This window comes from Acidobacteriota bacterium, assembly GCA_019347945.1.
Taxonomy (GTDB): Bacteria; Acidobacteriota; Thermoanaerobaculia; order Gp7-AA8; family JAHWKK01; genus JAHWKK01.
Window position 1 is genome coordinate 37,672 of sequence record JAHWKK010000022.1, and the last position, 22,906, is coordinate 60,577.

Annotated in this window: 22 protein-coding genes; 14 read left to right on the forward strand and 8 right to left on the reverse strand. The window is 61.7% G+C overall.

The genetic code is table 11. The features are described 5' to 3' along the window. Positions 1–2 precede the first annotated feature (2 nt). The 3 genes from KY459_13180 to KY459_13190 are packed head-to-tail and all read right to left on the reverse strand — an operon-like array spanning position 3 to position 4,191. On the reverse strand, positions 3–1,526 hold the full coding sequence (locus KY459_13180; protein ID MBW3565667.1) for a sensor N-terminal transmembrane domain-containing protein: 1,524 nt from the start codon (positions 1,524–1,526) through the stop codon (positions 3–5). Positions 1,527–1,531: 5 nt separating this feature from the next. After that, the gene (locus KY459_13185; protein MBW3565668.1) at positions 1,532–2,176 is read right to left on the reverse strand and encodes a class GN sortase; all 645 of its coding nucleotides are present in this window, start codon (positions 2,174–2,176) and stop codon (positions 1,532–1,534) included. Continuing rightward, positions 2,176–4,191, reverse strand: a complete 2,016-nt coding sequence (locus tag KY459_13190; protein MBW3565669.1) for a VWA domain-containing protein — start codon at positions 4,189–4,191, stop codon at positions 2,176–2,178. Before KY459_13190 ends, KY459_13185 begins: the two co-directional genes overlap by 1 nt. A gap of 137 nt (positions 4,192–4,328) precedes the next feature. Here KY459_13190 and KY459_13195 point away from each other — a divergent pair, with 137 nt between their 5' ends. From KY459_13195 to KY459_13210, 4 genes are all read left to right on the forward strand, one after another. Continuing rightward, a complete protein-coding gene (locus KY459_13195; GenBank protein MBW3565670.1) occupies positions 4,329–5,036 on the forward strand; it encodes a response regulator transcription factor in 708 nt (235 codons plus the stop codon). After that, positions 5,033–5,764, forward strand: a complete 732-nt coding sequence (locus KY459_13200) for a hypothetical protein (protein MBW3565671.1) — start codon at positions 5,033–5,035, stop codon at positions 5,762–5,764. Before KY459_13195 ends, KY459_13200 begins: the two co-directional genes overlap by 4 nt. A 90-nt stretch (positions 5,765–5,854) precedes the next feature. Beyond that, positions 5,855–6,409, forward strand: coding sequence for a DnaJ domain-containing protein (locus KY459_13205; protein MBW3565672.1), 555 nt, complete (start codon positions 5,855–5,857; stop codon positions 6,407–6,409). Positions 6,410–6,423: 14 nt separating this feature from the next. Further along, positions 6,424–6,897, forward strand: coding sequence for an SRPBCC domain-containing protein (locus KY459_13210; protein MBW3565673.1), 474 nt, complete (start codon positions 6,424–6,426; stop codon positions 6,895–6,897). On the opposite strand, the gene KY459_13215 is transcribed toward KY459_13210, so the two are convergent. The 3 genes from KY459_13215 to KY459_13225 are packed head-to-tail and all read right to left on the reverse strand — an operon-like array spanning position 6,882 to position 8,583. Beyond that, complete coding sequence (locus KY459_13215; GenBank protein ID MBW3565674.1) at positions 6,882–7,157, reverse strand: hypothetical protein; 276 nt, start codon at positions 7,155–7,157, stop codon at positions 6,882–6,884. The two genes, KY459_13210 and KY459_13215, sit on opposite strands and share 16 nt — an antisense overlap. Further along, complete coding sequence (locus KY459_13220; GenBank protein MBW3565675.1) at positions 7,154–8,143, reverse strand: adenosine deaminase family protein; 990 nt, start codon at positions 8,141–8,143, stop codon at positions 7,154–7,156. Before KY459_13220 ends, KY459_13215 begins: the two co-directional genes overlap by 4 nt. Next, positions 8,140–8,583 (reverse strand): RDD family protein, encoded by a 444-nt coding sequence (locus tag KY459_13225; protein MBW3565676.1) that lies wholly within the window; start codon positions 8,581–8,583, stop codon positions 8,140–8,142. Before KY459_13225 ends, KY459_13220 begins: the two co-directional genes overlap by 4 nt. 243 nt (positions 8,584–8,826) lie before the next feature. On the opposite strand from KY459_13225, the gene bamA reads away from it, so the two are divergent. The 5 genes from bamA to KY459_13250 all read left to right on the forward strand — a co-directional run bounded on the left by bamA (position 8,827) and on the right by KY459_13250 (position 15,087). Beyond that, positions 8,827–11,214 carry an outer membrane protein assembly factor BamA gene (gene bamA / locus KY459_13230; protein ID MBW3565677.1) on the forward strand — a complete coding sequence of 796 codons (2,388 nt, stop codon included), beginning with the start codon at positions 8,827–8,829 and terminating at the stop codon, positions 11,212–11,214. A gap of 54 nt (positions 11,215–11,268) precedes the next feature. Further along, positions 11,269–11,787 carry an OmpH family outer membrane protein gene (locus KY459_13235; protein ID MBW3565678.1) on the forward strand — a complete coding sequence of 173 codons (519 nt, stop codon included), beginning with the start codon at positions 11,269–11,271 and terminating at the stop codon, positions 11,785–11,787. Positions 11,788–12,770: 983 nt separating this feature from the next. Beyond that, the gene (fabZ, locus tag KY459_13240; protein ID MBW3565679.1) at positions 12,771–13,367 is read left to right on the forward strand and encodes a 3-hydroxyacyl-ACP dehydratase FabZ; all 597 of its coding nucleotides are present in this window, start codon (positions 12,771–12,773) and stop codon (positions 13,365–13,367) included. A gap of 5 nt (positions 13,368–13,372) precedes the next feature. Continuing rightward, complete coding sequence (gene lpxA, locus KY459_13245) at positions 13,373–14,149, forward strand: acyl-ACP--UDP-N-acetylglucosamine O-acyltransferase (GenBank protein MBW3565680.1); 777 nt, start codon at positions 13,373–13,375, stop codon at positions 14,147–14,149. After that, a complete protein-coding gene (locus tag KY459_13250; GenBank protein MBW3565681.1) occupies positions 14,146–15,087 on the forward strand; it encodes a Gfo/Idh/MocA family oxidoreductase in 942 nt (313 codons plus the stop codon). Before lpxA ends, KY459_13250 begins: the two co-directional genes overlap by 4 nt. 348 nt (positions 15,088–15,435) lie before the next feature. Here the strand turns inward: KY459_13250 and KY459_13255 are convergent, their stop codons facing one another. Then, entirely contained in the window at positions 15,436–16,734 is a 1,299-nt protein-coding gene (locus KY459_13255; GenBank protein MBW3565682.1) for a mechanosensitive ion channel family protein, read from the reverse strand. Continuing rightward, entirely contained in the window at positions 16,727–17,839 is a 1,113-nt protein-coding gene (locus tag KY459_13260; GenBank protein MBW3565683.1) for a homoserine O-acetyltransferase, read from the reverse strand. The genes KY459_13255 and KY459_13260 overlap by 8 nt, the downstream gene beginning before the upstream one ends. A gap of 84 nt (positions 17,840–17,923) precedes the next feature. On the opposite strand from KY459_13260, the gene KY459_13265 reads away from it, so the two are divergent. From KY459_13265 to bshA, 5 genes are read left to right on the forward strand one after another with little or no spacing between them, the layout of a single operon-like run. Next, positions 17,924–18,763 carry a GTPase domain-containing protein gene (locus KY459_13265; protein MBW3565684.1) on the forward strand — a complete coding sequence of 280 codons (840 nt, stop codon included), beginning with the start codon at positions 17,924–17,926 and terminating at the stop codon, positions 18,761–18,763. 10 nt (positions 18,764–18,773) lie between these two features. Then, positions 18,774–19,484, forward strand: coding sequence for a class I SAM-dependent methyltransferase (locus KY459_13270; GenBank protein MBW3565685.1), 711 nt, complete (start codon positions 18,774–18,776; stop codon positions 19,482–19,484). Next, positions 19,481–20,998: a bacillithiol biosynthesis cysteine-adding enzyme BshC gene (locus KY459_13275; GenBank protein MBW3565686.1), complete on the forward strand. Its 1,518-nt coding sequence runs from the start codon at positions 19,481–19,483 to the stop codon at positions 20,996–20,998. Before KY459_13270 ends, KY459_13275 begins: the two co-directional genes overlap by 4 nt. Next, complete coding sequence (gene bshB1 / locus KY459_13280) at positions 20,995–21,726, forward strand: bacillithiol biosynthesis deacetylase BshB1 (protein ID MBW3565687.1); 732 nt, start codon at positions 20,995–20,997, stop codon at positions 21,724–21,726. Before KY459_13275 ends, bshB1 begins: the two co-directional genes overlap by 4 nt. Further along, on the forward strand, positions 21,723–22,835 hold the full coding sequence (bshA, locus tag KY459_13285) for an N-acetyl-alpha-D-glucosaminyl L-malate synthase BshA (protein ID MBW3565688.1): 1,113 nt from the start codon (positions 21,723–21,725) through the stop codon (positions 22,833–22,835). Before bshB1 ends, bshA begins: the two co-directional genes overlap by 4 nt. Positions 22,836–22,906: the final 71 nt, after the last annotated feature.

Below are 22,906 nucleotides of genomic sequence, written 5' to 3' on the forward strand. Positions count from 1 at the left end.
ACTCACGCTGCTGGAAGCGACGCCACGAGCTCGGCTCCACCGTCCGGATGATTCTGCAGCGTGACGCGCCCGCCGTACCCTTCCACGATCGCCTTGACGATCGCGAGTCCGAGGCCGGCGTGGTAGCCGTTCGACGAATCCCGCCAGCTGAAAAAGCGATCGAATACCCTCGAAAGGTTTCCCTTGGGGATTCCGGGCCCCGAGTCCCGCACGGCGGTGCGGATCATCTGGCCATCCCGCTTGATCGAAACGGTGACCGAGCCACCGGCCGGGGTGAAGCTGAGGGCGTTCTCGAGAACATTCTCGAACACCTGAACGAGGCGTTCTTCCGATGCCCGAACTTCCAGCGGTCGCGATTCGGCGGCTTCGATCACGATCGGGACGTTTGCGCCTCTCACCCTGAACCCGTCGGCGACGCTCCGAACGACGGCCGCCACGTCGGTGGGGTGAAGAGGCTCGTTGTCGAGCCGCGCATCGATCCGGGTGATCTCGCGGAGAGAGCCGAGCAGGTTTTCCATCCGATTGATCTCGTCATTGGCCATCGAAAGAAAGCGGTCTCGTTCGTGCGGGTCGCTCGTCGACGCCATCATCTCCACAGCGTTTCGAATCGATGCGAGCGGGTTTCTGAACTCGTGGGAGACGTCGGCGGCGAAGTGCTCACTGAAGTCCTGATGGCTTTCGAGACGAGATGTGAGACGTTCGAGCGCGCGCGACAGGTCCCCGATCTCATCGCGCTTTTCCGATGCGGTGAACCCGCCCCGCAACCTTCCCCGTCGATCGAGGATCGCCTCGGATTCCCGCTGAAGCCGCCCGAGCGGTCTGACGATCGTCGCACCGATCCACAGGCTGAGAACGATCGCTGCGAGCAGGGAGCCGAGAAAGATCCGGAAGATTCCGAGTCGAACGGCATAGAGATCGTGGAGGATCGCGTGAGTCGTCCGCGAGACGAGCACCGCTCCTCTTCCTCCCGCGAGGTGGACCGGCCGCGCTTCGTAAAGGATCACGGAGGGAGACGATTCGGCCCGGGCGATACGTTTGGCGCTTCCGCTCCGCCCGGCGAGCGCGTTCTCGATCTCGATGCCGTCGAGAACAGCCGCCGCCTCATACTCATCGCCTTCGAGCGAGACCGGCTCGGGCCCGCGGAACCACTGCATCGGCTTCCGAAGCAGCAGCGTACCGATTCGGTAGAGGAGATCACTTCTTATCTCCTCGTAGTGGTACGGGTAGCTCTCTTCTCCGCTCCGTGCGGAATCGGCGATCACGGTTCCATCTCCGGATACGATCCGGATGCGTTCATCATTTCGGAGCTCGAGGTTCTCGATCGTGGAAGCGGGAAGTCCGTTCCGATCGATGATCTCGGCGATCAGCCGGGCCCGTTCGTGCATCGACTGCCGCTGCGCCTCGACCAGATGCTCTTCGTAAACATCGACGTAGAGAACACCCGCAAGAGGAAGAAAGAGAAGAAGGAGATTGAACGCGAGTATCCTGAGGCCGATTCGCGAGAAGAATCTCCGCCACCTCGTCACGCCCCTTATCTTCCCCCATTCCAGGCAGGGTCGCGAGCCGTGCGGTCTAGCGCAAGCGTTGCGGGCTTCTCCTCCACTGCCGTCACGACCCATCGTTGTGAGCCTCCCGGGCTCACCGCGTCGAAGGGATAGCAGGTCACCAGGGAGATGCGGCGGTCTCCCTGATCGCGAAGGCGGTGACCATCATGCTCATCGATGATCCGCGTCGCGGTCACTCTGTAAGGGACGACTTCGCCGTCGACGCGTTCCACCGCGATCCGCTGTCCGACCCTCAGATTCCGGAGTGCGGCGAAGTGGGTGTCGCGGTGCGCGGCGACGATCGAGTGGCCGTGGTGACCGGGAAGGGCGCTTCCCTCGAGATGGCCCGGCCCGAAAGCGAGTGCGTGACCGCTCGTTCCCGACAGAACGATCAACTCGATCCGTCCCTCGTCGAGCATCAGCTTCGCAACCGGCCAGGTGTCGGCCCAGGTCCACGGTTTCGGCGCTTGCTCGCCGGCGCGCGCCCGATGCCAGGCATGATCGAGGAGAACCTGCGCCAGCGCCGCCTTCGCGGGGATCCACCAGCCGACGGCCGTCGCGATGAGACCAGTCGTCAGAAGACAGAGCGTCAACACGCGGGACACTCGTGAGCGGATGACGGTGTGGCTCATCATTCAGCTCCCTGCCGGCGGAATCGTGCGGTCCAGACAGCAGCCGCGGAGATCAGGAGAATCAGACCCAGAAGCCGAGCAAGCGGAGCGAGCGAACCGGTTCGAGGCAGCAACATCTTCATCCCCTCCGGCACGCGCAGCGGTATCGGAACGGCGATACAGCTCGTGGCATCGATACCCGCGGGCGTCCGGTCCACTGCCACGAGGCTCGTATGCGCCGAGACGAGATGATGTGCGATCGCAACCTCGATGATTTCCTTCCGCGCTTCTTCGCGAGGCAGTCCGTCGAGCTCGCGATCGGAGATTTCATCGATTTTCCGTCTGGCCCAGAGGCGTGAAAGGCCACCATCCGAGACGACGTGACGATCCGGTTCTACCTGGTGCCAGAGACGCTTTCCCGCGACTCCTTTCGCTGCAATCGCAGCGTTCGGATCGAAGTGACGAATGATCGTGACCAATGGCTCCCCGAGGTATAGATCGGGTGTGGCGCGGGGATAAATCTCCGCGGTCCGGTCCGAGACTTCGATTCCGACCCCCGTGAGAGCCGGCGAGTCGATTTTGTCGAGGAGCTCGCTCATCCGCTGTTCCACCTGATCCGCCTGAGGAATCCACGTGAAGGTTCCTCTTCCATGGCGGGCAATCGAGGTCATGAAATGGCCGTTCGGTGCTGAGCCGATTCCGACGGTGAACAGCCGGCTTCGACCGAGCTGTGATCGGACCAGCGTGGCGAGCTCATTCTCGTTGCTGATGAGCCCGTCGGTGATGAAGATGATCTGACGAAGCTCGCCGGACACCGTCTGCACGTCGCTGAGCGCGCTCGCCAGCGCCGGAACCATATTCGTTCCCCCCTCGGCTCGTAGCGAATCGACCCACCCCTTCGCGTCGGCAATCGCTTGCGCGGTTGCACGCCTCGATTCGGAGGCCCAGAGACGGTGGTTCGTATTGAATTCGATGATGTTGAAGCGGTCGGAGCCGCGCAGCCGTTCGAGAGCTCGGGCGAGCGCTGCTTTCGCCTGAACGATCGACTGTCCCTCCATCGATCCCGACGTGTCGAGGATGAATATCTGCTCGCGAGGCTGGACGGAGCCCGAGGCGAGATGGGATGGGGGAAACATCATCACCATCGAATACGACGGAGACCCCGATCCCGGATCGCCCGGGCGCTCGTTGAAGACGACCGCTTTCGGCTCGCGGCCCGCCTGAACGCGCCATTCGAGGTGGAAATCACGATCTGCAGGCGTCTCCGCGAGCGTGATTCGAGCGGTCGACCCTCCCGTTCTCACGACCTCGACCGGATGCGAGATGCTCGATACGGTGTCGAGATCCGCGCCGGCATCCAGCTCGATGTCGAAGGTCACGAGAAGACCACGGAAAGACGCAGAGTGCGCCGTCGCGGGAAGCGGCGATGCGCCGGAGGCCTCGCCGGGCTCGTATCTCGGAGCGACGACCAGCGGGACTCTCATCCTGAACGTACCACTGTCGTAATGGGCGATGTCGTCATATCCGATCGTCACCTCCATGACCTCGCCGGGTCCGAGGGAGGAGACCGAAAGGGTGAAGACGTCGGGCCGTTGTTGTTCGAGCAGCGACGACTTCCTCCCCTCGGATCTCGCCTGCTCGAAGATCTCCCGCGCCTGCTGCCGTTCATGAATCTCTCCCTCGATCGTTCTGTGGCCGATCCGCATCACCAGTCGGTCGACGGCAGAGCTCTCCGGCAGCGGGAAGACGTAGACTCCGTTGACGCAGTTCTCCGTGGAATTACGAAACTTCTGAGTGATCGATGTACGGATCAGCATCCCGGTCACTCGAACCTCGGCGTGGCTCGAGAGGATGGGCGCCTCGACGTACCGACCCGGGACGATGGTTTCGAGCAGCAGCCCGCCGTGCTCGAGCTCGCCCAGTGTGACCGTCTCTTCCAGAGTGCGTTCGTCGCAGTTCTCCCCGGGACAGTCCTCTCCGAGCGCGGGGGAGCTCAGAGCGAGTACGGCGGTGGCGATCGTGATGAGTTTTTTCATGGTTGCTCTCCTCTCCTTTCAATAGAAGGTCGAAACGCGCAGCGGGAATGAAGGGCCGGTGGCGAAGTCGCGAAAAGTTCGTGGCGAAAATGAGGCGAGCGCGAATCACTCGCTGGTTCGCCGATACAATTGTGGCGATGGAGAGCGGCAATGTGATTGCGGTCGTCGACGACGAGGAGAACATTCGCGAGACGATCGGATGGGCTCTGGAGAGAGAGGGCTTCCGGACTCTGAGGTTTCGAGACGGACAGGAAGCGTGGGAAGCGCTGGAGCGCGAGCTTCCCGATCTGGCAATTCTCGACATCCTGATGCCTCGCATGGATGGGCTCGATCTCTGCCGCCGGTTGCGCGGCGTCTCTCCGGAACTTCCGATCATCTTCCTCACATCGAAGGACGACGAGATCGATCGCGTCGTCGGTCTCGAGCTGGGAGCGGACGACTATCTCGGCAAACCGTTCTCGATGCGCGAGCTGATCGCGCGGATCAGGGTGCTCTTTCGCCGCGTCGCCCTCTCGAAGGCGCCCGATGACTCCGAGGAGGAACGGCTCGAGATCGGCGATCTGATCCTCGATCTCCGGAGGTACGAAGTGACATGGAAGGATGAGCCGGTCCAACTGACGGTGACCGAGTTCATGCTTCTTCACGCGCTCGCACGGCACCCGGGGTTCGTCAAGACGCGGGAACAACTCACTCGCGAGGCGTATCGGTTCGACAACTACGTGAGTGAACGAACCATCGACAGCCACATTAAACGTCTCAGGAGAAAAATGGAGCAGACTGATCCGAAGTTCGACCGGATCGTGACCGTTTACGGTGTCGGTTACAAGTACCGCGAGGGCGAATGACGACGACCCGGCTTCGCTATCTCGATGAGATGAACGTGCTGACGGGATCCTCGAGGGTCGAGAGGGTCGGCGAGGATCACACGTGGATCGAGCTCGAGAGCTCGCACTTCCATCCGCAGGGTGGCGGTCAGCCGGCCGACCACGGCATGATCGGAAGCTTTCCCGGTCCGCGTTTCTCGGTCGACGATGTTCGGATCGTGGACGGAGTGACTCGGCATTACGGGAGCTGGGCGACGGAAGATCGCTTCGGTCCGGGCGCCGTCGTCGACTATCAGATCGACGCTGAGCGCCGCCGTCTCCTTACCCGCGTCCATTCGGCAGGGCACATCATCGACATGGCGGTTCGCGAGCTCGAGCTCGGTTGGAGACCGGGGAAGGGTTACCATTTTCCCGATGGTCCCTACGTGGAGTACGAGGGGGCGCTCTCGGGCGAGAGGGAGGAGATTGCCCGAGCGATCGAGGCATCTGCCGCGTCGATCGTCGGCCGCGCCGCTCCGACCACCGTTCGAACCGTCCGCGGCGAGGAACTTGAAAGCGTCGTCGGGGAGGTCCCCGTGGGCGCTCCGACCGAAGGTCCTGTCCGGGTCGTGATGTACGGTGAGCTCGGTGTCCCCTGCGGAGGGACGCACGTGCCGAGTCTCGATCAGGCTGGAAACATCATTGTGCGGAAGATCAAGGCGAAGAAAGGTTTGATCCGGGTTTCCTACGATGTCGAACGCGAATCCTGAGTTTCGGTCACGCGACGGCCATCCGTCCTCGAGCGCTTCTCCGGTTCCACGTCAGAACTGCGAGGGCGGCGTCGAGTGAGAGCCGAGCCGTTGGAGGAGTATTACAGGACTCTCGAGATCGAAAGGGGAGCTTCGGCCGAAGAGATCCGTGAGGCCTGGAAGGAACTGAGCCGCGTATGGCATCCCGACCGGTTTCAGAATGATCCAACGCTTCGCGCAAAGGCAGAGGAGCGCCTCAAGCGGATCAACGAGGCATACCAGGTCCTGTCGAGGCATTCGGGGCCCCGGACCCGGCCGGCGAGCGAGAGATCTCACGATGCAGGTGCACCTTCGACCGCCTGGGGAGTCCGTGATCAGAACGAGGTTCGCCATGCACGAGATCTCGCGCAGCTCCGCGACTGGATCCGTGCGGGCTACCTCGATCCGGGGGACGAGGTGAGCCCGCCCGGCTCGGAAGAGTGGGTTCCGATCACGACGGTTCCGGATCTGGCCACTGCGCTTCGGATCGCCCGGATCGTGAGAATCGGACGCTGGGTCGTCCTGACCCTTTTTCTCGTTGCACTGGCGACTCGGCGGCCGCAGCTGATCCTCGCAGGACTCGGCCTCGTGGTCCTGCTCGGATTGCTGAGGCGCCGTTACCTCTGATGTAGACTCGAGCTGTGGCGGTCCTGATCGATCCCGTGCGCAAATCCGTCGAGGTCCCCCTCGAACCGAGGAGCGCTTTCGAGCTCTTCACGGCGCATCTCAGCCGTTGGTGGCCTCTCGAGCGACACTCGATCTCCGGGGAACGGGCCGAGACCTGCGTCTTCGAGCTCGTCGCGGGTGGAGACGTATTCGAGCTCGCCGAGAACAGTGTGCGGATCAAGTGGGGACGCGTCGATGAATTCGAGCCTCCGCGCCGGTTTCTGCTCTCCTGGCATCCGGGCCGGCCCCCCGAAACGGCACAGGAGATCGAAGTGACCTTTTCGGAGTCGGGCGAGATGACGCTGGTCGACCTGAGCCATCGAGGGTGGGAGGCAGCGGGCGAAGAGGCGGACGTTCTGAGGGAGTCCTACGAGACGGGGTGGGATCACGTGCTCGATCGATACGTCGAGCTCGCGCGTGCCCGCGCCCGGAATCAGAGCGTCGTCTGAACCGCGGCGGGCGGACTGCCGCCTCCCCGGCGCATCAGTCTGGCGATCCCGACGATGCTGACGAGTGTCCAGGCAGCTTCCAGCAGGATGAATCCGACCTGATTCTCGACCACGGCGACCACCAGCAATGCGGCTCCTCCGAAGAGATTGAGCACCTGGTAGGTCCAGCTCTGACTCCGCACCTTGCCTGTCTGTAGAAATGCGAATGCGGCGAGGATGCAGACCGCTCCTGCGATCGACAGGATTTGTATCGGATTCATGTAAGACTCCTTTCTATCCGGTCGGCGCTCGTCTTCATTGCGTCTTTGAGCCGGGGCGGTGCAAAGCTGCATTCGATGCCGTTTCTCACGAGCTGGTCGACGTCGGCTTTTCCGAGTCGTCCCGCTCGGATTGCTCGCCGTAGTTCGACCGTCGGATTCGTGCGGAAGAGAGTGGGATCGTCGGTGCCCAGCGTCACCTTCACACCGGCGTCGAGAAGTTGGCGGATGGGGTGAATTCCACTCACGACGCGGGTCAGGTAGTTGCTCGACACGGCGAGATCGAGCGGAGTTCCGCTTCGCCGCACGAGGCCGAGAACCGAAGGGTCGTCGAGGCACCGGATGCCATGGGCGATCCGGTCGACCTGCAGGACCTCGATGGCGTACGCAACGTCCGATGCAGGACCCGTTTCGCCGGCGTGAACCGTCGTACGGAGTCCTGATGAACGTGTCCGCTCGTAAACGGGGACGAACTGGGAGAGCTCCACCGACTCCTCACCGCCGAGACCGAAACCGATCACCCGAGCCATGGGATGCCGTGAATGCAGGTCGAGTACCTCCATCGCTGCCGACGCACCCCACTGGCGCACCGAGTCGAGTAGGATCGCGGTCGTTGCCCCACCGGACCGCTCACCTTCCTCGAATCCTTTTTCCAGTGCGTCCATGACCTCATTCCACGGAACGCCCCAGCGGTGATAGATCAGCGGAGATGCATAGACTTCTGCGTAAGCGACTCCGTGCGCGCCGAGCATCATTGAAAGTGCTCGAGACGTCCGCATGAGCGCTTCGGGGGAACAGAGGAGCCGGCACATTGACCGGACGGCGGCGAGAAACTCCGGGAAGTCCGGATATCGGAACCGGCGCTGGATGGATCGAGGGGTCTCTCGTCCCCAGTCATGGTTTTGCTCTCGCGAGCTCGCCAGCAGATCCTCGACGGGCATCGACCCCTCGATATGGACGTGAAGATCGGTGAGGAGATGGGCGTTCACTCCTCGGTTACCGTCGTTCGAGCGATCAGGTCTCCGAGCCTTCGCGACTTCGACGTCGAGACCACCAGAAGTATCTCGATCAGAATGACGCCTGGGACCAGCAGCGGAACATTCCGAACGATGCTCCGAAGAAAACTGCATGGTCGGCCGGAGGAGGTGTGGAGGGAAAGACCGAGAAGGCGTTTCCCGGGCGAGCGTCCCCGCCAGCCGTCTCGAATCAGGAGTATGAGGACGAGAACCCCGACGGTCGACCACCAGATTGCAGTGAGGACTTTCGGCTCGGACCCGAGAAGGAGAGCGACCAGGCTGCCGATCGAACCGGGGATGATCATCAGAAGGCTTCCCCCCAGCGCATCCCCCAGGAGCGCGCCTGCACGAAGCAGCAGGTAGTGCGATCGTTGGATCCGGGGGGTCGTAATGGAAGCTTCGCGGACGGTCACGGGCTTAGTCTAGCGGGTTGGAGGCGGAGGGTTGGCTAAGGAAAAGGGGGTCCGGGGCCGCATCCGGGATCTCGAGCGCTTCGGGCGAGGCGAACGAGGGGGAGGGAGCCCGGAATCGGATGCGACCGGCGATCGTTTGCAACGGAGCCGGTGATACGAAACCCCGACTGGTGCTGATTCGTCCCAGAAGTTACCGGGGGCCATCCCTGCGGCAGATCGCCCCTCGTTTCCGGAAAACTCCAAATGATCAAGAGACTCGTCCTACTCGCCTTCGTCCTTCTCGTCGCCGTAGAGGCTTTGCCGCAGACATCGCTCGACGAGCTCAAGGGGCTGCCAATCGATTCCGTCGAAGTCGTTGGAAACGATGGCGTTGCCACGGACACCATCCGAGTCTACCTCTCGGCCTATCCCGGTGACCCGTTCATGCCGGAGATGATTCAGGACAACTTCACCAACCTCTGGCAGACCGGCCTTTTCGACGACATCCGCGTGGAAGCGGAAAAGGGGCCGGGGGGCGGAGTGATTCTTCGGATCCATGTGGTGGAGCGTCCGCGGATTGGAGGCGTCGAATTCAGAGGCAACAAGGACATCAAGACGTCCGATCTGCAGGAGGCGCTCGATCGCGATCGGGTCAGCATTCACGTTGGAAGTACCGTCGAGCAGACTCTGATCCGGCGGGCCGAGGAGACGATCCGTTCGATTTACGCGCAGGCGGGACAGGAAGGAATCGAGGTCACCGCGGAGCTCGAGGAGATGACGCTTCCCGGCGAGCGCCGCCTGGTCTTCAACATCAACGAGGGGCTCAAGGCTCGCGTCGCGAGGATCGAGTTCGAGGGCAACGATCGGTTTTCGGACCGAAGGCTCCGTCGGGCGATGGAAGAGGTGAAAAAGCACAACCTCTACACCTGGATCCGGAAAAAGAATCTTTACACTCCCTCACGGCTCGAAGCCGACCTCGAGAACATCCGGAACTTCTATCGGGACTACGGCTACAAGGACGTCCAGCTCGGCGAGCCTCAGATCGTCACGCTGCCGGGTCGGAAACCGCGAGTTCGCATCACGATCCCGGTGACGGAGGGCGAAGTTCACACATTCGGATCCGTTTCGATGGAGGGTGAGACGGTGTTCGAGGAAGATACCCTTCTCGGGACGTGGCCCCTTCAGGAGGGTGACGTTCTGCAGCGCCGGCCGATAGAGGCGAGGATCGATTTCATCGAGGAGCTCTATCAGCGACGGGGCTACATCTACTCATACGTCGATACCGAGTACATCGAGCTCGACGACAACGTCGTCGACGTGAAGCTGAATGTGTTCGAAGGCGAGCAGTTCCGTCTCGGACGTCTCGAATTTCGCGGCAACAACGTGACCAAGGACAAGGTCCTTCGCCGGGAGATCTACCTCGACGAGGGAGACGTCATGGACATGGAGACGTTCAAGCTCAGCCTCTACAAGCTCGGCCAGCTCGGTTACTTCAAGGTGACCGACAACCCGGAGTTCCAGGTGAACCCGGAGGACAAGACGGTCGACGTCGTCGTTCGCGGCAAGGAAGAGGGAAAGAACGACATCCAGTTCGGTGGCGGATACTCCGAACAGTACGGTTTCTTCTACCAGCTCCAGTATGCGACCAGAAATTTTCTCGGTGAGGGGGAATCGGTCGGCGTGAGCATGCAGCAGGGTGCCAGGCGGGATTACTTCAGCCTCTCCTACGCCGATCCGTGGTTCCTCGATCGTCCGCAGTCGTTCGGCGTTTCGCTCTTCAACAGCCAGAGCAACTATCCGCAGATCGTCGGCATCGACGCCGAATCGGTTGGTGGCTCGGTGGTCTACGGTTTCCGTCTCGACCGGTTCGAGAGCGTCAGCCTTCTCTACGGATATCAGGACACCGAGCAGATCGTCACGCTGCAGGCGATTCCCGATCGAGAAGGCAATGTTCCGGTCGCGTCGGTTCTGGACCGCCAGTTCACCACATCCGCGATCGTTCCACAGTATCGATACGACTCCCGGAACGATCCCTACGACAGCACGCGGGGCTCGAAGATCTCACTTTCGCTCGCATACAACGGTGGGCCGCTCGGTGGAACCATCGACATGATCAAGCCGGTGCTCAACACATCCCGGTTCCATCCTCTGACCCCAAAGAGCTCGCTCAGTGGCAACTTCGAGATCGGCCAGATTTTCCCGTTTGACGACGATACCTGTCTGCATGACTTCAGCAACCTGACGTCCTCGACCGAGCTCTGCGTTCCTCAGACCGAGCGCTTCTTCCTCGGGGGCGAGCAGTCGATTCGGGGCTTCAGGTCCTACTCCATCGGACCGAGAGAAGACGTGGACGGCGACGGAGACCTCGACGCGGCCGGCGGATACAAGTACACGAGCATGAATGTCGAATACGTGTACAAGGTCAATGATCCGATCCGGTTCGTATTGTGGGCGGATGCGGGACAGGCATACGGCCACGAGCAGGATTGGGATCTCGATCAGCTGCGTTACTCCACGGGTCTGGAGCTGCGAGTCTTCCTCCCCGTGTTCCAGTTCCCCCTCAGGTTCATCTACGCGTTCAATCCCGATGAGCGGCCCGGCGACGACGACATCTTCGAGTCGTTCCGGTTCACGTTGGGGAATACGTTCTGATTGACTGGCACTTTCGAAAATTTGCTTCACTCCGGTGAAGCGTAAGGAGATCACATGAAGAAACTCACATTAGCGTTTTTTGTATTGATGCTGGCGATTCCGGCAATCGCCCAGGCTCCCTCTCGCATCGCGGTCATCGACGTCAATCGGGTGCTTGCGGAATCGGCGGCTGGCAAGGCCGCGTATGCCGCCCTGCAGAACGTCCAGAAGGGGCATGTCGCGAAGATCCAGGCAATGGAAGAGGAAATCACGAGACTCGAGGCGGACTATCAGCAGAAACGTCTTTCACTGAGCGAGGACAATCTCGCGGCCGTCGAGAAGCAGATCGCCGACAAGAGAGTCGCGCTCCAGCGCTATGGTCAGGACGCCGAGCGGGACCTGCAGGCTCAGCGCGCCCAGACCCTGAAAACCCTCAACGACAGGATCATGCCTCTGGTCGAGGAGGTCGGCAAGGAGATGGGCTTTGCCGTGATCTTCAACAAATACGAGTCGGGACTCGTCTATGCGTCCGACGCGGTCGACATCACCAATGTGATCGTTCAGCGAGTGGACCAGATGGGCCAGGCGAACTGACGCGAAACAGCAGATGATCCATCGAGCGCCCCGGTATTTCCGGGGCGTTCTCATTTGTATGTGCCGTCGCTGAGCGCTCACCCGATAGAATGCCGCAGTGATGGGTCTTCCGACAGTCAGAATGATCTGCGAGCTCGTCGGGGGCGAGTCGAGGATCGACCCTGCAATGGAGATCCGATCCGTCCGCTCTCTCGAGACTGCCGACACGAACGATCTTTCGTTCCTCGGTAGCGGCGTAAACGTGAAGAGAGCCGAGAGCTCGCGTGCGGGTGCGATCCTGGTGGATCGGAGCCTCGACGGGGACGACTCCCGCTGGATCAAAGTCGACGAGCCCGGGTACGCGCTTGCCCGGGTTCTTCAGGAATGGTTCGTCACCGATTACGCACCAACGGGTCGCTCCGATCTCGCGTCGGTGGCGGCCTCCGCGGACATCGGGCGAGGTGCACGAATCGGAGCGTGGGTCCGGATCGGCGAGGATGCCGTGATCGGCGAGGACGTGATCATTCATGAGCGGTGCAGCGTCGGACGGGGAAGTGCCGTCGGCGCGGGATCGGTCCTCCATCCCGGAGTCACGATCTATCCGGGTGTGACGATCGGCCAGAAGTGCGTCATCCATTCGGGCGCCGTCATCGGTGCCGACGGCTTCGGTTTCGTCACCCACAAGGGAACGCATCACAAGATTCCGCAGATCGGCGCCGTCATCATCGGCAACGACGTCGAGATCGGGGCGAATACGACCATCGACCGGGGCGCTCTCGAAGATACCGTCGTCGGTGATGGAACCAAGATCGACAACCTCGTCATGATCGCGCACAACGTGAAAATCGGGAAACATTGCTTTCTCGCCGCGGAAGTCGGAATCGCCGGCTCGACCGAGATCGGCGACTACTGTGCATTCGGCGGGCGGGCTGGCGCTTACGGGCATCTGAAGATCGGCTCCCGCGTTCAGGTTGCCGCCGTATCGGTCGTGACCAGGGATGTGGATGGCCCGATCACGCTGTCGGGGACTCCGGCAAGACCGTTGCGGGAGTACCTGCGGAAGGAGGCGCTCACGTGGCGGCTCACGAGTCTGTTCGACAGAGTCCGCAAGCTGGAGGGAGGAGGCGAAAGTGACTGAGAAGACCGAGTTTTCCGACAAGCCGACGTTGAACATTCAGGACATCCTGAAGCTGCTCCCCCACCGATATCCATTCCTCCTGGTCGACCGAATCGTCGAATGGGAACAGGACACGAGGATCGTGGGGCTGAAAAACGTAACGGCGAACGAGCCCTACTTCACCGGACATTTCCCCGGTGCTCCGGTGATGCCCGGCGTTCTGATTGTCGAGGCGATGGCACAGGTAGGCGCACTGTTGTTTCTCAAGGACATGCCGGACAGAGGGAGCAAGCTCTTCTATTTCGGCGGCATCGACCGGGCGCGGTTCCGGAAGCCCGTCGTTCCGGGAGACCAGCTGATCCTCGAGCTTACCGTGTTGAAGCGCCGATCGAACATGTGCAAGTACAGCGGTGTAGCAAAGGTCGGAGACGCAGTGGTCGCCGAGGCGGAGATCATGTCGGTGATGGCCGACAGACCGGAGTAGATCGGATGCCGGACATTCACCAGACCGCCTGGGTCGATTCGGGAGCGACGCTCGCAGACGACGTCGTCGTAGGGGCATTTTCCGTCATCGGAAGCGGAGTCGCCATCGGCGAAGGAACGGAGATCGGACCGCATACCCGCATCCAGGGAAACACGACTATCGGAAAGCGCAACCGGATCTACGGCCAGAGCTCGATCGGTACGGACCCGCAGGATCTGAAGTTCGGCGGTGCGCCGACTCGACTCGAGATCGGCGATGAAAACGTCATCCGCGAGTTCGTCACGATCAACCGAGGGACCGAGCACGGGGGCGGCCTCACCCGAGTCGGCAACTCGAACTTTCTGATGGCTTACGCTCACATCGCTCACGACTGTTTCATCGGGAATCATGTGATCTTCGCGAACGCGGGAACGCTCGCTGGGCATGTGACGGTCGAGGACCATGCCCTCGTCGGCGCATTCACGATGATTCATCAGTTCTGCAGGATCGGAAAGTATGCGTTTACCGGCGGTGGAACGATCGCAACCCAGGATGTCCTTCCATTCGTCAAGACGGTCGGAGCCCGGCCCCCCAAAACTTACGGCGTGAACACGATCGGACTCGAGAGAAAGGGTTTCTCGAAGGACGTCATCGCGGCGATCCGACGCGCCTACAACATCATTCGAACGAGCGCGACCCTTCGCGAAGGAGTCGACAAAATTCATCAGGAGCTTCCGGACGTCGAGGAGGCTCGCTATCTGGCAGATTTCGCGACTGACGCGAAGCGAGGATTCATACGATGACCGAAAGGGTGCGGACCGGTGTGGTCGGAGTCGGCTACCTCGGAGGGCTTCATACACGCGTTCTCACGGAGATACCGGAGGTCGAGCTCGTCGGGTTCGTCGAACCGGATGATCGGCGCGCCGGGGAGATCGGGGAGAAGTTCGGCCTGCAGCGATTCGATTCGGTTGCGGCGATTGCCCCCGAGATCGAGGCATGCGTCGTCGCGACTCCGACGGTCGAACATCACCGCGTTTCGGTCGAGCTGCTCGAGGCGGGCGTCGACGTGATGATCGAAAAACCGATCACCGCAAGCCTCGAGGAGGCGAACGAGCTGATCGGAATCGCCGAATCGAACGGCCGGCTCATTCAGGTCGGTCACGTCGAGCGATACAACCCGGCGATCGTTGCCGCCGCACCCGCCGTCAGCGAGCCCCGATACGTCGAAGCGCAGCGGATCGGCGTTTTTTCGGCACGCTCTCTCGACATCGACGTCCTTCTCGATCTGATGATCCACGACATCCATCTCGTCTATTCGCTCATCGGCAAGCCGGTCGTCGAGATCAGGGCGATCGGGATCCCGGTTCTGACCGACAGAGTCGACATGGCGAACGTCCGGCTCGAAATGGAGGGAGGCGCGGTCGCCAACCTCGTCGCCAGCCGTGTCGCCAACGACAAGATGAGGAAGTTCAGAATCTTCGGCAAGGATTCCTATGTGTCGGTCGACACGAAGGACCAGGACGCTCGCGGTTACAGGCTCCTGCGCGATGGGGACTCGAAAACGGTCGAGGTTCTCAACCTCGAGGTCGAGCGGAAGGAGCCGCTCAGGGCAGAGCTGGATGCGTTCATCGACTGCGTGCGCTCGCGCGAGAAGCCGCTCGTCGACGGACGGGATGGGATGGCCGCCCTCGAGCTCGCGCTCAGAATCGGTGAGGAGATCGAGCGTACGACGCCTGTTTAGAAGCAGGAATCAGGAATCAGGAGTCAGGAATCAGGGATCATGAATCAACTCTCAGCGATGGCGAAACCCTGATTCACGAGCCTGCCGCCAGATCCTTCGCCGTCCTCCGGCGGCTCCTAATGAAACGGCCACGAAATTTTTTGGACTTTGACCCTTTTGCGGCGCTTCGCTTGGGCTGATGTCCCAACCTGCAAGGTCCCTCGCTTGCCCACCCGACCGCCCGCTCGGGACGACGTCGGTTTGAGTATGGGGTGCGGAGTTTTGCGGGATCCGGTTTTCATTCCCGCTTCACCGGCGCAACGCGCCGGTCAATTGCTCAGGATGACGAGTGATCCATCTCCCACGTTTTCACATTCTAAAATTTCTGGTTCCTGCTTCCTGGTTCCTGCCCCCTGATCCCTGATCCCTAATCCCTGCTTCTCTCATCCTCTCGAAATCGTGACCCGTCGGATTCTGGAAAACGCGGAGGCCGAATTCGGGCAGGATCGCGAGAAGGTGATCGAAGACGTCCGCCTGGATCGCTTCGTACTCCGCCCACGCGGTGGTCTTCGTGAAGACGTAGATCTCGAGAGGCAGACCATCGGAGCCCGGCTCGAGATGCCGGACCAGAAAGGTCATCGCGGAATGAACGTCGGGACGCTGCTGAAGATACTTGACGACATACGCGCGGAAAGTGCCGACATTCGTGAGGCGCCGCGCATTGGCGACGAGATCGGACTCGGTCAGGACCTTTTTATTGTACTCCTCGAGCTCCGATCGCTTTCCTGCGATGTAGTCGCGCAGGAGGACGAAGCGTTCGAATCGCTCGATCTCGGCCTGATCGAGGAACCGGATCGAGCGCATGTCGATGTGGATCGGACGCTTGATCCGCCGGCCGCCCGACTCCTGCATGCCGCGCCAGTTGCGGAACGACTCGTCGATCAGCTTGTAAGTCGGGATCGTCGTGATCGTCTTGTCCCAGTTCTGAACCTTGACCGTGTGGAGCGCGATGTCGATGACGTCGCCATCCGCGCCGTACTTCGGCATCTCGATCCAGTCGCCGATCCGGACCATGTCGTTCGATGCGATCTGGATGCTGGCGACCAGTGAAAGGATCGTGTCGCGGAAGATCAGAAGAACGACCGCCGTCATCGCTCCGATTCCGGTGAGCAGATAGAGCGGCGAGCGATCGAGCACCAGCGCAATCGCGAACACGACTGCCATGATGAAGAGAAAGATCTTGGCGATCTGAAGGTAACCTTTGATTGGCCGCCCTCGTGACACCGGATACGACGAGTAGACCTCGTTGGTGGCGGTCAGGATCGCGCTGATCAGCATGACCACGACGAAGACCATCGCCGCCAGCATGACGTTGAGCAGACGGTCGATGGCCTCCGGGTCGATGCCCGGAAGCAACGGCAGTCCGAAGTGCAGAACGACCAGCGGCATCAGAGCTGCCGCACGCCGCAGGACCTTCGGCTGGAGGAGCACGTCGTCCCAGCTGAATCGAGAGTTCCGGACCATGCTGGTCACGGCGCGGGTCAGGTACCTCCGGACGACGAAGTAACTGAGAGCCGCGGCGAGCAGCAGACTCGAGGTTCCGAGGAGCGTCGCCAGCGCAGGATGAGCCTCCAGCCACGCTGCGATGCGAGTCAGCGACTCATTCATCGGAGGCCTCCAGAAAGTCGCGCGTCGGGCCACCGGTCAGATCGAAGTCGATGAGAAAGGCGTCGTGACCTCGAGGAGTGTCGATCTCGAGAAGCTGGGCGGGCCTTCCCAGCGACACGAGGGCCTCGTGAACTTTCGCGACTTCATCCGGCGGAAAAAGCCAGTCGGTCGTGAATGAAATCAGAAGCGAAGGCCCGGTCCAGTTTCGAAAGGCGTCCTGGAGCGACCCGTACTGTTCCTCGAGATCCATCTCGTCCATGGCCGCCTGAACCCGGATGTAGGAGTTGGCATCATAGGAATCGGCGAACTTCCGTCCCTGGTGCTCGAAGTAGGAGTCGATCTCGAATTGTCGCGTTCCATGCCGTCGTCTGCGGCCGAATTTCTCTTCGAGCGCCTCGAGCGAGAGATAGGTCATGTGGCCGACCATGCGGGCGACCTCGAGTCCCCTCAGCGGGGCGGGGTTGTCGTAGTAGTCGCCGCCGTTGAAATCCTCATCGGCCTCGATGATCTTCCGACCGATCACGTGCCATCCGATTCCCTCGACCGGAACCGCCGCGGCCGCCGCCATCGCGACGATTCGCCTGATCATCTCGGGGTGAAGCGCCGCCCACATGAGCACCTGCATCCCGCCGAGCGATCCTCCCACGACGGCATGGAGACGGTTGATTCCGAGATGTTCCACGACAAGACGTTCGGCGCGGACCATGTCGTCGATCGAGATCCAGGGGTAGCTCGAGCCGTACGGTTTTCCGGTCGTCGGGTCGATCGACGAGGGTCCCGTGGTTCCCCAGCAGGATCCGGGAAAGTTCACGCAGATCACGAACCAGCGCTCCAGATCGATCGGCTTGTCGTACCCGATCATCCCGTCCCACCAACCCGGCCGCTCGTCATCGCTGGAGTAGACACCCGCGGCGTGCGCACTCGGTGAGAGCGCGTGGCAGACGAGGATCGCATTCGACCGGTCTTCGGCCAGCGCGCCGTAGGTCTCGTAGACGATCTGAAAGGGCGAGATCCGCTCGCCGCTCGCGAACTCGAACTCGTCGAGCGTGAGCGTCCTCGGTGGATCGCTGATGAATGTGTCGTCGATTCGCTGATGAACCGCCATGCGGATGCGGAGTGTAACAGCCGGGCAAGGGTCTCGCCCTCCGCGGCGGCCAAGCTGGTAAGCTTCCGCCTCAGGAGGGCGTGGATGGTACTCGTCAACAAGGCGACCAACGAGATCACGGTCAAGCTCGTCTATTACGGGCCCGGTCTGTGCGGAAAGACGACCAATCTCGAGAAGATTTACGGCAACGACAAGATCGGGAACAAGGGGAAGATGATCTCGATGGCGACCGAGACCGATCGCACCCTCTTCTTCGACTTCATGCCGATGGACCTCGGCACCGTCGGGGGACAGAAGATCAAGGTCACCCTCTACACGGTGCCCGGCCAGGTCTTCTACGACGCGACGCGAAAGCTCGTCCTTCGGGGCGCGGACGGCGTCGTCTTCGTCGCCGATTCGCAGAAGTCGATGAAAGACTCGAACATCCAGAGTCTCGACAACCTCTACGAGAATCTGCGGATCAACCGGCTCGACCCGGAAAAGATCGCTCTCGTCTTTCAGCTCAACAAGAGAGATCTTTCCGAGGTTTCTTCTCCGGACGAGATGAAAGCCTATCTCGGCGTCGGCGATCATCCCGTGGTCGAGGCATCGGCACTTCAGGGGCAGGGCGTCAGCGAGACGCTGCGGAAGGCCGTTGCGAAGATTCTCGAGAACCTGAAGAACAATGTCGACTACAAGCTCTCGGAGGAGGATCACGCGACCGCGATGCAGGCGTCGGCCGAGAGCTCGCCGGCGAACGCCTCGCCGGAACCAGTGCCGGCGCCGTTCGAAGCCGCGTCGGTGTCCCCGGAAGCGTCGGGCCCTCAACGGGAGGAGCTCCAGGCAATTCGTCAGCAAACCGAGGAGCTCATCGGACGGCTCGAGAGCGCGCTCCAGACGGCGAAAATGCAGAGCCAGCGTCTGGGCGAGCTGCTTCGAGAGTGAGTGACGAAGCTTGACCTGGTATCAGGAGTGGTTCGGCGAGGACTATCTCGAGCTTTATGCTCATCGAGGCGAAGACGAAGCACGAATGCATGCCCGCTTCGTCCATGAGCGATTCGACCGGATCGATGGCCTGCTGCTCGATCTCGCCTGCGGTTCGGGACGCCACCAGCGGGAGCTCGAAGCACTTGGTTACGACGTCCTCGGTCTCGACCTTTCCCCCTATCTTCTCGCCCGGGCCCGGATGTCGGACAGCGGTGCGAGCCTCGTTCGCGCAGATATGAGAATGCTGCCGCTGGGGATTGGCACGGTCGCGGGTCTGGTCAATTTCTTCACGAGCTTCGGCTACTTCGAGGACGATGAGGACAACGAAGACGTCGTCCGTGAGATGGCCCGGGTTCTTCGTCCGGGCGCCCCCTTTCTTTTCGACTACATGAACGTTCCGCTCGAGCGCGAGCGACTCGTTTCCCACGAGGAGCAGATCGTCGGGGACCGAGAGGTTCGAATCGAGCGGTGGTTCGATACCGGCTCGCGTACGTTCAACAAGAGGATCTTCATCGGGAACCGGTCATTTCTCGAGCGTGTACGCGCCTACGAGCCGGAGGAGATCCGGAAGCTCTTCGAGGATGCCGGTCTGGTCATCGAGGCGGTCTGCGGGGATTTCGAGAGTTGCGACTGGACGCCGGAGAGTCCGCGGCTCGTTCTGATCGGAAGGCGTGGATGAGCAAGAAAAAGTCCGCTGTCGAGACGCTGGAGCTGCCTCTGGAGGACTATCCGGGCTTCAATCCGCTCGCTCTGGACCTCGTGCGAGGGGAATCGAAGGCGCGGAAGTTCTTCGACTCGGCCGACGAGGACTTCCGCCGCCCTTCGCCAGATCTGGCGGCGGCGCTGGTTCGCTACAACCACCAGGTCGGCAACGATGCCGCGACGCTGGTGAGTCGATGGAGGGCCGGCGCGGTCACGATCGTCGCGGGACAGCAGGCCGGCTTTGCAGGCGGTCCTCTCTATACGCTCGCGAAGATCGCATCCCTGCTCGACCTTCAACGATCCCTTTCCGAGAAGGGAATCGACGCCATTCCCGTCTTCTGGATCGCCACCGAGGACCATGATTTCGACGAGGTCGCCCGGGCGGAGCTCAGGATCGGCCGCGAGACGGTGCTGGTGAAGTCGGCCGAGCACCCCGGCGAACGCTTCTGCGTCGGGCCTCTCCCGATTCCGCGGGATCTCGTCGAGGCATTTCTCGAGGCAACCGGAGCGAAGAGGCCGCACTGGCTCGCGGAGGGGATCACCTTCGGGGAATCGTTCGCACGGCTGATCGCCTCGACCGTTCCCGGCAAACTGATTCTGGTCGACTCGCTGCTCCCCGATCTCCGCAGCGAAGCGGGAGGCTTTCTCAGCCGTATCCAGGAAGAGCGGCAGGCGATCCTCGCGAGGATGGACGAAACCTCGCGGGCACTCGCAGCGGCAGGTTATCGCCCTCAGGTCGAAGCGAGATCGGGCGACGAAGAGATACCGCTCCTCTACGAGCTCGACGAGAGGATGGTCCGCCGGCCGTTTCCCGAGGAAGCCGACGTGTCGCCCGAGCGAATCTCGACGGCGGCGCTCGCACGTCCTCTTCTTCAGGACGCCGCCTTCACACCGTGGGCTTTCATCGGAGGGCCGGCGGAGGTCGCGTATTACGCGCAGCTTCGAGGGGTTCACGAGTATCTCGGAATCCACAGGCCGCGAGTGATGCTGCGAGGCCATGCGTTCGTCGCGCCGGCGAAGGAGCTGCGCGCGGCGTTCGAGTACGGGCTCGAGCCCTACGAGATGTTCTTCGACCCCGACACGACCATCATGGAGCGGGAGCAGCCGCTGAGGGCGACCCTCGAGGAGGAGCTCGCTGCGCTCAGGGAATCGCTTTCCTCGAGGTTCGGCGCGCTCGCCGAAGCGATCGGAAACGTCGACTCCACCATGAAGCGGCCATTCGAAAGATCGCGGAAGAGCATCGAGTACCATCTCGATCAGGCCCGGCGCCGCGGAACCCGTGCGATCGCGCGGCGCCACGCGGAGCGGTTCGCGGCTTTCGAACGTCTTCACGACACCCTGATGCCGCGAGGCGTTCCACAGGATCGGATCATGAGCTGGCTCAGCTATCAGTGGTATTCACACACCGACCTCCTCTCTGCCTTCGAGGGGCGCCTCGCTCCGCAGAAATCGACCTTCAAAGTGATTCCAATCGGAGGAGATGCGTCATGAGCGAGCTCGCGAAAGTCGACCTTCTCGTTTTCGGCGCGCACGCCGACGACATCGAGCTCGCCTGCGGGGGAACCATCCTGAAAACGGTGCGATCGGGCGGCCGGGCCGGCATCGTCGACCTGACGCGGGGCGAGATGGGGACACGAGGCGACGTCGAGACCCGACTGAAGGAGAGCCTCGCTTCCGCCGAAGTCCTCGGAGCCACGTTCCGCGAGCGCGTCGACTTCGGGGACGGCGGGATGCGCACCGGCCCCGAGGAAGAGGACCGGCTGATCGAGATCATCCGCGCGTGCAGACCTCGAATCATCATCGGGCCATGGCCGGATGAACGCCATCCGGATCACGTGCGGGCGGGACGGCTGATCACCGACGCCTGGTTCTACGCCGGGCTGGAAAAGCGGATGCCGCATCTTCCGTCCCACCGGGCGGACGCCGTCGTTTACTACCAGCAGAACTACATTCAGCATCCGAGCTTCGTCGTCGACGTCACCGACGTCTGGGAGGATCGGATGAAGGCGGTCCGCTGCTATGAGTCGCAGTTCTGGAAGGCGGACTCGAAAGAGCCGGAGACGTTCATCTCGAGGAAACCGTTCATCGAGATGATCGAGGCGCGGGCGCGGCACTTCGGTGCTCTGATCGGGCGCGACAAGGGGGAGGGATTCCTCACGCGGCAACCGCCGATGATCGAAGACATCGCCGCGGCCTACGCGGGAAGGGAAATCCATTGAAAGTCGGAATCACCTGCTATCCCACCTACGGGGGTTCGGGTGTCGTCGCCACCGAGCTCGGCATCGCCCTCGGGGACCTCGGGCACGAGGTCCACTTCATCAGCTATGCGTGGCCGTCGCGCCTGAGCGTGCTTCACGAACATGTGCGATTTCACGAGGTCACGGTGACGCCGTATCCGCTGTTCGACAGCTACCCGCCGTATACGCTGGCGCTTGCCACGAAAATGGCGGAGGTCGCCCGCTACGAGGGACTCGACGTTCTCCATGTTCACTACGCGATTCCTCACGCGATCAGCGGCTTTCTCGCCAAGCAGATTCTCGGAAACGACGATCTCAAGCTGGTGACGACGCTGCACGGGACCGACATCACGCTGGTCGGACGAGACGCGAGCTACCTCCCGATCACTGAATTCGGGATCAACGCCTCCGACGGAGTCACGGCCGTGTCGAACTGGCTCCGCGATGAGACGAACGCGTATTTCGATATCAGGAAGGAGATCGCGGTGATCCCGAACTTCGTGGACCCGAAGCGTTTTCAGAATGGAGGCGACTGCGCCGTCCGCAGCTGGATTACCGAGGGGGAGCGGCTGATCGGCCACGCTTCGAACTTCCGTCCCGTCAAACGCGTCCTCGACATCCTCGAGGCTTTCGAGATCATCCTGAAGCGGGTTCCTTCGCGACTGCTCATGATCGGGGATGGTCCCGACCGCTCCCGTGCTGAATCATTTGCACGCGAGCATGGCCTTGGCGACCACGTGATCTTTCTCGGGAATGTCCCCAACATCGAAGAGCTCATCGGGGGGTGCGACGTTTTTCTCCTTCCCTCGGAGACCGAGTCGTTCGGCATGGCGGCTCTCGAGGCGCTGGCCTCGGAGGTTCCGGTCGTCGCGACCCGGACCGGAGGGCTCCCCGAGGTGATCATCGAGGGAGAGGTCGGCTATCTGGTGGAGGTCGGCGATACGAAGGAGCTCGCGGAGCGGGCGATCTCGATTCTCGCCGACCCGGAGAAACGGAAAAAGATGGGCCGGGCAGCGCGCGATCACGCGATCACGACTTTCCACGTCGACCGAATCGTCCCGAAGTACCTCGACTTCTACGAGAACGTGTAGAAGCAGGTTGGAGGTTGGAGGTTGGAGGTCGAAAGGGCTCGGACGGTCGCGAGTGACGACGTCGTGAGGTT